Genomic DNA, 13,927 nt, shown 5'->3' on the forward strand with positions numbered 1-13,927 from the left:
ACCAAACGGCACACTAAACCAGCCTCAATCCGAATAAACCTCGCGCCCAAAATAGGAAGATGTGCCATGAAACATCTCAAAATATCCTTGCTGCTACTACTCTCACCGGCAGCGATGGCTAACTGGTCACTCCAGCATTTCCCGGTATTCACCGAGCAGGACAGTGGTATTTTTGTCAGTAATAGCACTCTGACTAAAGGGGAATATCCGCTCAAGTTTTATCAGAATAAACAGTGCTGGCAGCCCACCGGGCCGGTGAAGTTGAACCAGACGTTTTCGCTGCAACCCTGTCAGAATCAAGCCGATATCCAGTGGCGATTGTTCCGTGATGGCCAGTATCAGGCGCGCATTGATATCCGCAGCGGGACGCCGACACTCACTTTAAGCCTCACAGAACCTGTGGCGGAAGTGGCAAAAGTCGTAACCCACAGTTGCCAGCGCTGGAATGGCTTGCCTGTTACCGTAGATGTGAGCAAAACCTTTGCTGAAGGCGAAACGATACGGGATTTCTATTCCGGCCAAACGGCAACAGTCTCGCTGGGGAAAATCACGCTACAACCGGCCCCCGAAAGCGGTGGTTTATTACTACTGGAATCAGCCCAAACTCAACATGCCGCGCCATTTAGCTGGCAAAATGCGACTGTTTATTTTGCGCTGACGGATCGTTTTAAAAATGGCAATCCCGCCAATGACCACAGCTACGGCCGCCATGGCGATGGTATGCAGGAAATTGGCACATTCCACGGTGGCGACCTGGCGGGTTTAACCGAGAAACTTGATTATCTGCAACAACTTGGCGTTAATGCCTTGTGGATAAGTTCGCCACTGGAGCAGATTCACGGTTGGGTCGGGGGCGGTACTAAAGGCGACTTCCCGCATTATGCCTATCATGGCTATTACGGGCTGGATTGGACCCGTCTGGATGCCAATATGGGGACCGAACAGGATTTACATAAACTGGTTGAACAGGCCCATAAACGTGGTATTCGTGTTCTATTTGATGTGGTGATGAATCATGTGGGATACGCCACTTTAGCGGATATGCAAAGTTACCAGTTCGGGGCACTCTATTTGCCAGGCGACCAACTGGAAAAAACACTGGGTAAAAAATGGACCGACTGGACGCCCGGCAAAGGGCAAACTTGGCATAGTTTTAATGATTACATCAACTTCGGTGATAAAGCCAGTTGGGACAACTGGTGGGGTAAGCAGTGGATCCGCACCGATATTGGCGATTACGACTCACCGGGTTATGACGACCTAACCATGTCATTAGCTTTCTTACCGGACATCAAAACAGAATCGACTCACCCCAGCGGCTTACCGGTGTTTTATCGGCATAAACGTGATACCGCAGCGCGGGAAATTGCTGGAGCCACGCCGCGTGATTACCTAACTCATTGGTTAAGCCAATGGGTACGCGATTACGGTATCGACGGTTTTCGGGTTGATACTGCCAAGCATGTGGAGAAGCCGGCATGGCAACAGCTTAAACAACAAACCACTGCCGCATTGGCTGAATGGAAAGCGGCCCATCCCTCTCAAGCACTGGATAACTTACCGTTCTGGATGGCCGGAGAGGCGTGGGGCCACGGTGTGATGAAGAGCGATTACTACCAAAACGGCTTCGATGCGATGATTAACTTTGATTTTCAGGATCAAGCAAAACAAGCGCTAGCGTGCTTCTCTTCTATTGATAGCACCTATCAGCAAATGGCTGAAAAACTGCAAGCTTTCAATGTATTGAGTTACCTGTCATCACACGATACCCGATTATTCTTCAAAGATGATGCCCAGCAGTCATTACTGAAACAGCAACGGGCGGGCTCACTGCTGCTGCTGGCTCCAGGTGCGGTGCAAATCTTCTATGGCGATGAAAGTGGGCGGCAATTCGGCCCAACGGGTTCAGATCCGTTGCAGGGCACCCGATCAGATATGAACTGGAATGAACTCACCGGTGCCAAAGGTGCGCTGCTGACACACTGGCAAAAAGTCAGTCAGTTCCGCGCTCGCCATCCGGCGATTGGTGCCGGAGTACAACAATCCCAACAAACTGATGATTATTATGCTTTTAGTCGCCAGTATCAGGGGGATAATGTGCTGGTGGTTTGGGTCGGAGACAAGAAAGAGTAAATAAGAATATTATCCCGCAAAAACACTCCCTGCCGACACTTTCCATCGGCAGGAAGAAATCTTTCCGCATTGCACCCACTTTTATCTACGCGTATGGTACTTGTTCACTTACGGATAACAATAAATTTTCATTTATGAAGTTTTCACTTTTCGGCGATAAATTTACCCGCTACGCGGGTATTACCAGACTGATGGATGACCTCAACGACGGCCTTAGAACCCCAGGTTCTATCATGCTTGGCGGCGGTAATCCGGCACATATTCCAGAGATGGATGCCTACTTCCAACAACTGTGTCAGGAGATGCTGGAGCGCGGGCAATTGACTGAGGCGCTGTGTAATTACGACGGGCCACAAGGCAAAGACTTGCTGCTGAAAGCGCTGGCAAAAATGCTGCGCGAGGAGTTGGGCTGGCAAATTGAGCCACAGAATATTGCACTGACAAATGGCAGTCAGAGCGCATTTTTCTACTTATTTAATTTATTCGCTGGTCGCTATGCTGATGGCAGCCGCCGTCGAGTGCTGTTCCCACTGGCACCGGAGTATCTAGGCTATGCCGATGCAGGTTTGGATGAAGACCTGTTCGTGTCTGCCAAGCCGAATATTGAGCTGCTGCCAGAAGGCCAATTCAAATATCACGTCGATTTCGATCACCTCAATATTACCGATGATATTGGCCTGATATGTGTATCGCGGCCAACCAATCCTACCGGTAATGTGATTACCGATGAAGAGCTGATTCGCCTTGATGCAATAGCTCAGCAACGTGATATTCCGCTATTGATTGATAACGCCTATGGTGTGCCCTTCCCCGGTATCATCTTTACTGATGCTACGCCATTGTGGAATCCGAATATCATCCTGTGCATGAGCCTGTCGAAGCTGGGCTTACCAGGTTCCCGCTGCGGTATTGTGATTGCCGATGAGAAAGTGATTTCGGCCATCACCAATATGAATGGCATTATCAGCTTATCGCCCGGCAGTATGGGGCCTGCGATCGCTGCCGAAATGATTGAGCGTGGTGATTTGTTGCGCTTATCCAATGAGGTGATCCGGCCATTTTACTTTGAACGGGTGCAGCAAACTATCGCTATCCTGCGTAAATACCTGCCGCCCGAACGCTGCCTGATCCACAAACCCGAAGGTGCCATTTTCCTCTGGTTATGGTTTAAAGAGCTGCCGATCAGCACCGAACTACTTTATCAGCGCCTGAAAAAACGTGGCGTGCTAATGGTACCGGGCCACTATTTCTTCCCAGGTCTGGAACATGACTGGCCGCACACCCATCAATGCATGCGGATGAACTATGTGCCCGCGCCTGAGCAGATCGAAAAGGGTGTCGCAATTCTGGCCGAAGAGATTGAGCTGGCATTTCAAGAAGCGAAGTGATTATTAAGCAGCAAATTGCGTAACTTGCTATTCCTTTGGAAAATATCACCTTAGTCTTTATACGGTGAGGATAGGCAGAAGAGTAAAGCGTCCGCGCCAGGGATGGCGCGGCTCGAGCCTCCCGGGATGGATTGACGGCGTCTTTACGATCTGCCTGTTCTCACTGTATTAACACCCTATACGCAGGATAATCGGCTATCCATTACAATGTCCAGAACAGCACGGCGAGTATCTGCGGCGACATTATTCGTAAGAACATCGCCAGTGGGTAAACCGTGGCATAAGAGAGCGCTGCCGCACCGCTGGTTGGGTGCAGGCCATTAGCAAATGCCAACGCCGGAGGATCGGTCATTGACCCGGCTAACATGCCGCACAGCGTCAGATAGTTCATCTTAGCTAACATGCGTGCCAGAATCCCCACAGTCAGCAACGGGATGCCGGTAATCATCGCGCCATAACCAATCCATGCCAGCCCATCACCATTAACCAGCGTATTAATAAAATCACCGCCGGACTTCAGCCCGACCACTGACAAGAACAGCACAATCCCCAGTTCACGCAAAGCCAGGTTGGCACTCGGTGGCATAAACCAATACAACTTACCGATGCTACCAATACGCCCAAGAATCAACGCCACCACCAGTGGCCCACCCGCCAGCCCGAGCCGTAATGCTGCCGGGAACCCAGGAATGAACAGCGGTATCGACCCCAGCAATACCCCCAGACCGACACCGATAAATACCGGTAACATCTGCACTTGTTGCAACTTCTGTTGCGCGTTACCCACGACAGCGGATACCGCCTCAATCGCTTCTGGGCGACCCACTAAATTAAGAATGTCACCGAATTGCAGACTGGCACTGTTACTGGCCACCAGTTCGATACCCGCACGATTAAGGCGCGTAATAGCCACGTCATACTTCTGCTTCAGATTGAGGTCACGGATTTTCTTACCCAATACCGCTTCATTGGTTACTACCACCCGAGCGGTTTGCAACGCCGTCCCCGCAGTGGAAAGCGTAACGTCCACCTCTTCCCCCACCACCAGCCGCACTTTTTCTAAAGCTTCACGCTGACCAACCAAATGCAAATAGTCCCCCAGTTCAATCACCGTGGCGGGCAACGGTACCATCAGCAAATCACCACGTTTCAATCGGGAACAGACCACCTCATCACTATTGAGCAACGGCACATCCTGTACTGACAAACCATTCAGATTAGGGTTGCGCACCGCAACGTTCATGGTTTGCAACAATTCACGATTCTGCCCGTGGCTACTATCAAACTCTTTGGCCTCACGATCGACGTTGATTTTAAAGAATAAACGAATCAGCCACATCACCAGCAAAATGCCACAAATCCCAAATGGGTATGCCATGGCATAACCCATCCCCATTTGGCTAACCAATTGAGGTGGTGACCCCAAATCAGTAAGGATCTGCTGTGCCGCCCCGAGTGCCGGTGTATTAGTCACCGCCCCCGAAAATATCCCCAAAATAATCGGCAGCGGCACGGCAAACAGTTTGTGAATAATGGCAGTCACTAACCCACCGACAATCACCATCAGAATGGCAAAGCAGTTAAGTCGTAACCCCGATACTCGCAGTGAAGAGAAGAACCCCGGTCCGACTTGAATACCAATAGTGTAGACAAACAGAATCAGACCAAACTCCTGAATGAAGTGCAGCATGTCCCCATTAAGAACAACGTCATAGGTTTGTGCAAAATGGCCCACAATAATGCCGCCAAACAGCACCCCGCCAATACCTAATCCAACACCATAGACCTTCCAATTACCGATCCATAACCCCAATACAGCGACCAGCGCCAACATACTGACGGTAAGGGCGATAGCACTCATAAATCACTTCCTTGCCTAAGTTTAAAAACCGGTCGGCCATGTGAAATATCACCAATGTCATACATAGCCTTAAATTCTTATATCCTAAATAATTCGAGTTGCAGGAAGGCGGCAAGCGAGAGAACCCCGATGAGCTTACATGAGTAAGTGATTCGGGTGATTGAACGCAGCCAACGTACATGCAGCTTGAAGAATGACGGACATATAATTAGTAGGGATTCTGTCAGAAGGGGGAACGGTTGAATGTGTGATACACCACAAAATGCACCGGAGAGCGGGGAAACTCTCGGTTAGAAAACGCCGCTAACAAAGCGGCGGCGTTAAGTAAGAAGGGTATACCGGCACCTCACGCAGAGGTACCGGTCATCATAATTACTGCTGTTCAGTTTGCTCGGTTGCCGCCGGGCTATCTAATACTTGACGCTCCGCAGGTGCAGCATTGCCGATGGTAATACGCTGTGGTTGCAGCGCTTCTGGCACTTGGCGCAGCAGATCAATATGCAGCAGGCCATTTTCAAACTGAGCATTATCTACATTCAGATGCTCAGCCAGAGTAAAGGTCAATGAGAACTCTTTACGTATCAAGCCTTGATGCAGGTATTCAACCTGTTTTTCTACTGGCGCGGGCTTACCGCGTACCGTCAGGCGTGGGCCTTCTACTTCGATATCCAGTTCGCTCTGCTTAAATCCGGCTAATGCCAGTGAGATGCGATAGTGGTTATCATCAGTTTTCTCAATGTTATATGGCGGGAACCCTTGGGCATCCTGACTGCCTTGCATTGAGCTGGCCAGTTTATCAAAACCAATCCACTGACGAAGTAAAGGTGACAAATCATAATTACGCATAAATATAACTCCTTCTAAGAAGCGAGATAATAGAAAGCCGGTCAGTCCCCGATTACGGCAGACTTGGCTCAGTTATTAATAATGTGACTTAGCCATATTATTGAAAAAACATATTAAGCTGATTGCTTAATTTCAATACGGCGCGGTTTTAAACTTTCTGGTACCAATCGCTCAAGATCGATATACAGTAAGCCATTCACTAAGTTGGCACCTTTAATTTTAATGTGCTCAGCCAACTGGAATTTCCGCTCGAAGTTACGCTCAGCGATACCTTGATATAAATAGGTGCGAGCTACAGGCTCACCAGCATGAGACCCTCGAACAATCAATATGTTATCCTGAGTAACAATTTCCAACTCCTGCTCTGCAAAGCCTGCCACAGCAATAGCAATGCGGTAGTTGTTTTCATCTACCAACTCGACGTTATAGGGAGGGTAACCGCCATTACTTTGGTTCTGGCCAGATTCTAATAGATTAAATAACCGGTCGAAACCGATAGCTGAACGATACAATGGAGCAAGCTCGGAATTACGCATAAAAACTGCCTCCTAAATATATTAGCAAGGGTGTTATCCTATTTTTAATTAAGCCTTCCACTATGGACAGACTAATGGTCTGAATACCCTATCGGCGTATTCTCTCTGACCTGATAATAAGATGGTATCGGTCTTGTTTTTTTCAAGAGTAAAATCAAAAAAAATTTACACGAAAAATCTCAATAGGATGTTTATTAAACTAATATTCGATAAATCAGCTGTTATAACTTACACTTAAGTTAAATCAGTCCACAAGATTGAATCTTTGACCATCGGAAGTGTCTGTAAATGGGTGTAACAATTTACGACAAAACCTGACATAGTGTCGTGTCAGTTAATCACGGTATCATGAGAGCTGAGTACAACAATGAGAAATACAGTTATCCCTTTTGTTACCGGTTGTTCTCTGCTGTTCGTTAGTGGCTGCTCAAGCATTATGACCCATACCAGCAGCAGTCAAGGCTACTACTCTGGCACTGAAGCCAATGTGGCGATGCTTAAAGATGACAATACCGGCTGGGCGCTACGGCCCCTGTTGGCAGTAGATCTGCCCTTCTCTGCGGTGATGGATACCCTGCTCCTACCCTACGATTATCTGCGCTCAGACAATGAAGACAAAATGGCCAGCTCACCGCGCGAGCGTATCCGTCAATCGGAAACACAAAATCAGCAACCGACACAAACTGTCAGTGCACCGATACAGTAATCACAGCTCGTGGCCTCTCCAGCCCCTGACCGTATTAGCTAAGGGGCCTAGCTTACATTCACAGTAAATATTTGCACCCACCCATCTATTTCCCGCATAAATGCTACCTTATTACCGTCTGGTGCAAAAACCACCGCATCCGCCAGTGGCGCAACCGTACTGCGAGCCGTCAAACGGCGCAGTTGACCGGTGGTGCTATCACAGAGCATCACACTGTTATCACAGACAAAAGCCAAACTACCGCCCTGTGGATGCCAGCTAAATGCTGATTGAATCCCTCCCTCGCTGAATGTCAGTTGCCGTAGTGAGTCACCATTGGGGGAAACCAGCCATAATTGTACGATACCGCTATCATCTTTCATCAAACAAGCAATGGCACTGCCATCCGGCGATGAACGCAACCAATGACGCGGGCTGGTAGCAAGACCAGGGAAAGGCCGCTCGCTGGTGTAAGTTAGCCGCCGCTGAATCACCCCTGCGGGTGGCGCAGGTAGCGTGCTTTGCGTCCCCTCAAGTGGCATCGTTCCGGCACGGGCATACTCTCGGTCATGTTCGGGCAAATCAGCAATAAAGATTTCTGGGATTTTTTCGCCCTGTGCTGAAAGGGTGTCGCCGATAAAGGCCAATGCCCAACGCTGACGGGTACCGTCCGTTTTAAGATACCCCTGCGTACCAATCCACCCCTCCTCGTATGCCCGATTTATCTGGTCGCTGCCCGCTTGTGGTATGGGCGTGGTGTGACTGACCAAAACACAGAAATGGCTGCCATCATATTCACGAGGATGCTGTTTAGGTGGATTCACGCCATGCAGCGGCAGTGCAATACCCACGTTGCGACAATCCAATAACGGGTCTAATTCATGTAATACATGGTCGTTATAGGTGAAGCTAAGGCGGCTGCCGTCTGGGCTGAAAACATGGACATGGCTACCACCACGCAATGCCCCACGGGTATAGGGCGGGGTGATATCCATCGCATCCAGTGTTACCGCCAGCTCTCTATCCGGTTCGGACACAATCACACCGCGCCGATGATGAAAATCATAGTGCCAGTGGCTATCCGGGTGCTCTGGCCCGTGGATAAACACATAACGCGCGGGTGAGTCTGGGCTGACCGTCACCACACCAACATGCGCCCCCTGCTGAGCGCGATAAATCACCTCAATATCACCAGTAATACAATTAACCCGCTCAATCGTTAAGCCACTAAAAGTGCTACCATTGGGCCGCACATCATAGGCCAACCATTGGCTATCAGGGGTCCAGACATTGATATTAGTGAGTTGATGACCGCGAGGATCAAAGGTGAGTTGCTGTTCTTGTGAAGGGGCATCTTGCTGACAGGTCATCTTGGCTCCGGTGATACGGAAGGCTAAATCATTTATACGAATTATATCACCACCCGGTGCTCTGTCTCTGGTCAAATGCTCTGCATATCACCACTATCAGCGACATGCAGAGTCAGGGTTTATCCCACCCGTTCAACATCTCCGACCAGGAAGATATAAGAGAGTGCGCCCATAAATGCCACTGCTGCGATATAAATCAGGGAAGGAGCAAAACCATAATCCTGTGCCAGATAACCGACCACCAGTGGAACCGTGATCCCCCCCAGCCCACCGACAAAGTTAAAGACGCCACCCGTCAGGCCAATCAACCGCACTGGTGCCAATGATGAAACCAGTGACCAGGTAATAGAAGCGAAGCCGTTACCGAAGAAAGCCAACCCCATTAACACCATAATCCAGAACGGATCGTTGGTATAGTTAGCCCCCATAATGCAGGTAGAAAGCAATAAACCGCAGATAATTGGTGTTTTACGGGCAAAGCCAATGGACTTGCCTTTGCGCACCATGCGATCGGCCACTAGCCCAGAGAGCAATACACCAAAGAAAGCCGCCAAAAACGGTACGGTGGTCATAAAACCGGCAGTCAACGCACTGATATGTTTCTCTTGGGTCAGATAGTTAGGGAACCAAGTCAGGAAGAACCACAGCGTCGAGGTTATGGCAAACTGCCCAATATAGACGCCAACCAGTTTGCGGTTAAATACCAGTTTCCACTCAGCAGCGGTGATGGGGGTTCGGGCTTTTTTCTCGCTCGCCGCATCACCATCAACAATACCGCCACCCGATTGAATGTAATCCAGTTCGGCCTGATTAATACCTTTGGATTTACGTGGTGGCTGATAAACAAAGTGCCATATCAATGCCCATATAACGCCGATCCCCCCAGTGATAATAAATACCCAGTGCCAACTGAGGACTTCCTGTACCCAAATAAGTAATGGAGTCAGAAATGCCAGGCCGACAAACTGACCTGAGGTATAAAAACCAACTGCTGAGGCTCGCTCCTGCTCTGGGAACCAACTGGTGACAATGCGGTTATTGGTTGGGAAAGCAGGCGCTTCAAATAAACCGGTAATCGCACGTAAACCAATTAAGGTGCCCAGCCCGTTCGCAAACCCCTGTAATAAGGTCGCGACTGACCACCCCAAAATAGCAATGAAATACGTCATTTTGGAGCCAACGCGATCGAGGAACCAGCCTCCGGGGATCTGGCATAAGGTATAGGTCCAGGCAAAAGCGGAGAAAATATAACCCATCTGGGTTTTGGTGATACCAAATTCTTCCTGAATATGGGCTGAAGCAACGGCAAGGTTGGCTCTATCAACATAACAAATGACAACCGTGACAAATATCATAAATAGTGTCAGATAGCGCCTTTTGCTTGGGGCAGTAGCTAAGGTCATTTCCATGGTAATGATCCCAATTATAATCGGATTAATATACGCCGAAGCTCCCTGCCCAAATTGCTGATAACACTGTCGCATTACCGTATTTTGGGCGCAAGGGAACTCCTGCGTGTAGGGTCGCAATAAATTGTTATTTAATATAATTTCTATTTTTCCACCCGAATTATTAACCGGAAGAAAATAGTTTTTTAACGGCTGATATACGCTTTATCTTTGTTAGGATTATTTCCCTGATAATTGTATTAGATAATTTATTAATTAATCGAACGAGGGCAACTTACCATTCGGCGACGGCACCATCAGGATAGCGCCAAACCGGATTTCTCCAATCAGGGGCATTCTTGCTGCGTTCAATCACTAATTCCTCATTGATTTCTACCCCTAAGCCGGGTTTCGTCAGTGGATAGAAATGACCATCGGTCATTTTGAAATCGTCTTTATTAATCACATAATCCAGCAACTCAGCACCTTGGTTGTAATGAATCCCCATGCTTTGCTCCTGCAAGACTGCATTGCGGGCGACAAAATCAAGGTGCAAACAAGACGCCAATGCAATTGGCCCAAGTGGGCAATGTGGTGCTAATGCCACATCATAAGACTCTGCCATAGCGGCAATTTTAAAGCACTCAGTCAGGCCACCAGCATGAGATAAGTCAGGTTGAATAATTGCCAGCCCGCCATCGGCCAATACCCGTTTAAATTCAAAACGGGAGAACATCCGCTCGCCTGCTGCGATAGGAATATGGGTTTGTGCCGCCAGACGGGGATAATATTCTGCCTGTTCAGCTAATACGGGTTCTTCAATAAACAATGGGCGATAAGGTTCCAATTCTTTAATCAGGATTTTTGCCATTGGCGCATTAACCCGACCATGAAAATCTAAACCAAATTCAATACGGTTACCAAAGGCTTCACGAATTTGTGCTACGACCGCTACTGCGGCATCAACTTTACGGGCATTATCAATCAGGCCCATTTCCTCACAGCCATTGAGTTTAAACGTATCAAAACCAATCTCAGTAAGTTTATTAATACCGCTAATCACATCAGACGGACGATCACCGCCAACCCAACTGTAAGCTTTAATTTTATCGCGAACCAATCCACCCAATAATTGGTAAACCGGAACTCCCAACGCTTTACCTTTAATATCCCATAGCGCCTGATCGATGCCGGCAATAGCACTCATCAGAATAGGACCACCGCGATAGAAACTGCCGCGATATAATGTCTGCCAAATATCGTTGATACGCGCCGGGTCTTGCCCGATAACATATTCCGATAACTCATGTACCGCAGCTTCAACGCTACGAGCACGCCCTTCAATTACCGGTTCACCCCAACCAATAATGCCTTCATCTGTTTCGATTTTCAGAAACATCCAGCGTGGGGGTAAACGGTAAGTGGTTAGCTTGGTAATTTTCATTTTGTAGCATCCTTAAAGGCTTTAATAAACGCAGCCGCTTGTTGTGCGGTCTGAGATACCGATTGGCCTGCGCGGTAAAGGTCACCGCCCAAACCAGCACCAGCACAACCCGCAGCCAAATAAATAGACAAATTCTCAGGTGTAATCCCACCAACGGCAAACACCGGCACCTCAGGGGGCAATACGGCTTTTAATGCTTTGATATAGTCGGGACCAAAAGAGACCGAGGGGAAAATTTTCAGGGCTTGCGCGCCTGCATCCAGCGCCGTGAAAGCTTCAGATGCGGTGGCACACCCAGCGCAAACCGTCATGCCTAACTCAACAGCCCGACGGATCACCGCCGGTTGGGTGTTCGGCGTGACCACCAGCTTGCTGCCCATGCTATGCAACACATCCAGTTGCTCGGGTTTCAGTACCGTGCCCGCACCAATTAATGCACGATGACCAAATTCCGCGACCGTTTGCGCGATACTCACTTCCCATTGTGGGGAATTCAGCGGAATTTCAACCGCATCAAAGCCTGCATCAAGCAGAGCGGCCACATGGTCATGAACTTCCGCCGGTGTGATGCCGCGCAAAATGCCAATCAATGGCATGTTAGTATTCCATTTCATTTACAATACTCCTGATTCCCGCTTGAAAAGCCTGATCGCCATCCAACACCTGATAAAGCATCCCAGCCATCTCTAACCCTTGGGTATAGCGCTCAACCAGTTTAGGATTGCCAATCACCGTAATACACTCACCAGCAGCGAGCGGATATTGCTGCTGCATCTGCACGATTTCATTGCCTATCAGCAGGCCAGAAAGCCAGTCGCCGACCGATGTTCGCTTCAATCGACCCAACACATGGGCAGCACGCGTCTCAAACAGACAACGCATGATATTGCTGTCATTAAAGCTTTGCGTCAGGCCATCGATAAACGCAGTATTGTCCGGTAATTGAGCCTCCAGCCCTGCCCCCACCAATGAATTATTCAGCAGCAAATAGTGCAATTCACCTGTCATCAGAGTGCGGAAATCCATGACCTGGTCACCCTGCATTTGCACCCATTTACTGTGAGTTCCCGGCATTAAATAGACTGATGAAGGCCGTTCGCTATACGCACCGATCAGTTGGGTTTCTTCACCACGCATCACGTTGCGGTTATCTGGCTTATCAACACATAAACCGGGGATAATCCATGCCCGAATTGGCTCAGCCTCCGCCACACAAGTTAATTGACGCGATACCTGCGTAAGACGGGTTGGGCAAGCAAGATAAGGCACTGAAATCCAACCCGCATTGCTGCCAATCATGCCCGCCATCAGCACTGGCAAGTCATACTGTTGCTGCTGCTCACGCCACGGCGCGATAACCTGCTGAAATATCTGCTGCGCACTTTGCCCATTAAAGCGAGTGACCCCAGCTTCGGATCGCAACATATCTACACATTCACCACGTAAATAAAGCCAAGCACGCAGATTGGTCGATCCCCAATCAATGGCGATATAGCTTTTATCCATAACTCTGCTCACTCATGTAATATCCTTTAGCCGTTTAGCGGAGCTGGCTATCATGGTTAACGCAGCCCGTTCTGCCGCATCAGCATCTTGATGGCGAATAGCGTCATAAAGATCCTGATGCTCTTGTAATGTGCGCGGCATGTTTTCTTCATCAGGCATGTAGGTTCGTTCAAACACCGCCCGTTGCAGAGAGCTGATTGCCACACTGAGTTGCTGTAATACCGGATTGTGTACCGAAGCCAATACCGCCTCGTGATAGCGGATATCCGCTTCGTTAAATTCGTCTCTATCTTGATGATTGGCGATCATTTCATTGAGTGCCGTTTCAATCACCGCCAGCTCTTTCGAGGTTGCCCTTTCGGCAGCCCAGCGGGCGATAGTTGGCTCGACCAGATTACGCACTTCGCTCATCGCACTGATTAAACGTGGGTCATAATCACTGGCCAGCGCCCATTGCAGTACATCGGTATCGAGATAATTCCACTGATTACGGGGCCGGACAAACGCCCCACGAAAACGTTTCACTTCAATCAATCGCTTTGCCATCAGCGCCCGAAAAACCTCACGAATCATGTTACGAGAGGTTTGAAATTCCTCACAAATTTCCGCTTCAGCAGGCAACGGTGAGCCCGGTGGATATTTGCCCTCAACAATCTGCTGACCAATAACCAAAATAATGCGGTCTGTTTTACTGAGTTGTTCTTTTGTCATGTTCGCTCCGGTTATTTCAGGTTAACCAATAATGATTCCCTTACTTTACGCATCTCTTG

At 48.9% G+C, this 13,927-nt stretch carries 12 protein-coding genes and 1 pseudogene; 3 read left to right on the forward strand and 10 right to left on the reverse strand.

Annotation, left to right across the window (positions count from 1 at the left end; all coding sequences use genetic code 11):
* Positions 1 to 66: 66 nt before the first annotated feature.
* On the forward strand, positions 67 to 2,133 hold the full coding sequence (locus tag A6J66_016605) for an alpha-amylase (GenBank protein ID PNM25655.1): 2,067 nt from the start codon (positions 67 to 69) through the stop codon (positions 2,131 to 2,133).
* A gap of 134 nt (positions 2,134 to 2,267) precedes the next feature.
* Entirely contained in the window at positions 2,268 to 3,521 is a 1,254-nt protein-coding gene (locus A6J66_016610) for a valine--pyruvate transaminase (protein ID PNM25656.1), read from the forward strand.
* A 202-nt stretch (positions 3,522 to 3,723) separates the two neighbouring features.
* Here A6J66_016610 and A6J66_016615 read toward each other — a convergent pair whose 3' ends face one another.
* The 4 genes and pseudogenes from A6J66_016615 to A6J66_016630 form a co-directional block, all read right to left on the reverse strand.
* Positions 3,724 to 5,382: a putative transporter gene (locus A6J66_016615; GenBank protein ID PNM25657.1), complete on the reverse strand. Its 1,659-nt coding sequence runs from the start codon at positions 5,380 to 5,382 to the stop codon at positions 3,724 to 3,726.
* Positions 5,383 to 5,461: 79 nt separating this feature from the next.
* Positions 5,462 to 5,563, reverse strand: a pseudogene (locus A6J66_016620) (type I methionyl aminopeptidase).
* A gap of 191 nt (positions 5,564 to 5,754) precedes the next feature.
* Complete coding sequence (locus tag A6J66_016625; protein PNM25658.1) at positions 5,755 to 6,228, reverse strand: heat shock chaperone IbpB; 474 nt, start codon at positions 6,226 to 6,228, stop codon at positions 5,755 to 5,757.
* A 113-nt stretch (positions 6,229 to 6,341) separates the two neighbouring features.
* Entirely contained in the window at positions 6,342 to 6,764 is a 423-nt protein-coding gene (locus tag A6J66_016630) for a heat shock protein IbpA (GenBank protein ID PNM25659.1), read from the reverse strand.
* Positions 6,765 to 7,131: 367 nt separating this feature from the next.
* Here A6J66_016630 and A6J66_016635 point away from each other — a divergent pair, with 367 nt between their 5' ends.
* The gene (locus tag A6J66_016635; protein ID PNM25660.1) at positions 7,132 to 7,470 is read left to right on the forward strand and encodes a YceK/YidQ family lipoprotein; all 339 of its coding nucleotides are present in this window, start codon (positions 7,132 to 7,134) and stop codon (positions 7,468 to 7,470) included.
* A 47-nt stretch (positions 7,471 to 7,517) separates the two neighbouring features.
* On the opposite strand, the gene A6J66_016640 is transcribed toward A6J66_016635, so the two are convergent.
* From A6J66_016640 to A6J66_016665, 6 genes are all read right to left on the reverse strand, one after another.
* Positions 7,518 to 8,819, reverse strand: a complete 1,302-nt coding sequence (locus tag A6J66_016640) for a DUF3748 domain-containing protein (protein PNM25661.1) — start codon at positions 8,817 to 8,819, stop codon at positions 7,518 to 7,520.
* 119 nt (positions 8,820 to 8,938) lie between these two features.
* Positions 8,939 to 10,228 (reverse strand): MFS transporter, encoded by a 1,290-nt coding sequence (locus tag A6J66_016645; GenBank protein ID PNM27052.1) that lies wholly within the window; start codon positions 10,226 to 10,228, stop codon positions 8,939 to 8,941.
* Between the two features lie 274 nt (positions 10,229 to 10,502).
* Positions 10,503 to 11,651, reverse strand: a complete 1,149-nt coding sequence (locus A6J66_016650) for a galactonate dehydratase (protein PNM25662.1) — start codon at positions 11,649 to 11,651, stop codon at positions 10,503 to 10,505.
* Positions 11,648 to 12,265 (reverse strand): 2-dehydro-3-deoxy-6-phosphogalactonate aldolase, encoded by a 618-nt coding sequence (locus A6J66_016655; protein ID PNM25663.1) that lies wholly within the window; start codon positions 12,263 to 12,265, stop codon positions 11,648 to 11,650. The genes A6J66_016650 and A6J66_016655 overlap by 4 nt, the downstream gene beginning before the upstream one ends.
* Positions 12,249 to 13,157, reverse strand: coding sequence for a 2-oxo-3-deoxygalactonate kinase (locus tag A6J66_016660; GenBank protein PNM25664.1), 909 nt, complete (start codon positions 13,155 to 13,157; stop codon positions 12,249 to 12,251). The genes A6J66_016655 and A6J66_016660 overlap by 17 nt, the downstream gene beginning before the upstream one ends.
* Before the next feature lie 12 nt (positions 13,158 to 13,169).
* Positions 13,170 to 13,868 (reverse strand): FadR family transcriptional regulator, encoded by a 699-nt coding sequence (locus A6J66_016665; protein ID PNM25665.1) that lies wholly within the window; start codon positions 13,866 to 13,868, stop codon positions 13,170 to 13,172.
* Positions 13,869 to 13,927: the final 59 nt, after the last annotated feature.

Origin of the sequence: Yersinia enterocolitica, from assembly GCA_002082245.2 — a bacterium.
Lineage (GTDB): Bacteria > Pseudomonadota > Gammaproteobacteria > Enterobacterales > Enterobacteriaceae > Yersinia > Yersinia enterocolitica_E.

Bases quoted from the DNA above. Each gene is read 5' to 3' on its own strand.
- A6J66_016605 (PNM25655.1), top strand. From the start codon at position 67: ATGAAACATCTCAAAATATCCTTGCTGCTACTACTCTCACCGGCAGCG.
- A6J66_016610 (PNM25656.1), top strand. From the start codon at position 2,268: ATGAAGTTTTCACTTTTCGGCGATAAATTTACCCGCTACGCGGGTATT.
- A6J66_016615 (PNM25657.1), bottom strand. From the start codon at position 5,382: ATGAGTGCTATCGCCCTTACCGTCAGTATGTTGGCGCTGGTCGCTGTA.
- A6J66_016625 (PNM25658.1), bottom strand. From the start codon at position 6,228: ATGCGTAATTATGATTTGTCACCTTTACTTCGTCAGTGGATTGGTTTT.
- A6J66_016630 (PNM25659.1), bottom strand. From the start codon at position 6,764: ATGCGTAATTCCGAGCTTGCTCCATTGTATCGTTCAGCTATCGGTTTC.
- A6J66_016635 (PNM25660.1), top strand. From the start codon at position 7,132: ATGAGAAATACAGTTATCCCTTTTGTTACCGGTTGTTCTCTGCTGTTC.
- A6J66_016640 (PNM25661.1), bottom strand. From the start codon at position 8,819: ATGACCTGTCAGCAAGATGCCCCTTCACAAGAACAGCAACTCACCTTT.
- A6J66_016645 (PNM27052.1), bottom strand. From the start codon at position 10,228: ATGGAAATGACCTTAGCTACTGCCCCAAGCAAAAGGCGCTATCTGACA.
- A6J66_016650 (PNM25662.1), bottom strand. From the start codon at position 11,651: ATGAAAATTACCAAGCTAACCACTTACCGTTTACCCCCACGCTGGATG.
- A6J66_016655 (PNM25663.1), bottom strand. From the start codon at position 12,265: ATGAAATGGAATACTAACATGCCATTGATTGGCATTTTGCGCGGCATC.
- A6J66_016660 (PNM25664.1), bottom strand. From the start codon at position 13,157: ATGGATAAAAGCTATATCGCCATTGATTGGGGATCGACCAATCTGCGT.
- A6J66_016665 (PNM25665.1), bottom strand. From the start codon at position 13,868: ATGACAAAAGAACAACTCAGTAAAACAGACCGCATTATTTTGGTTATT.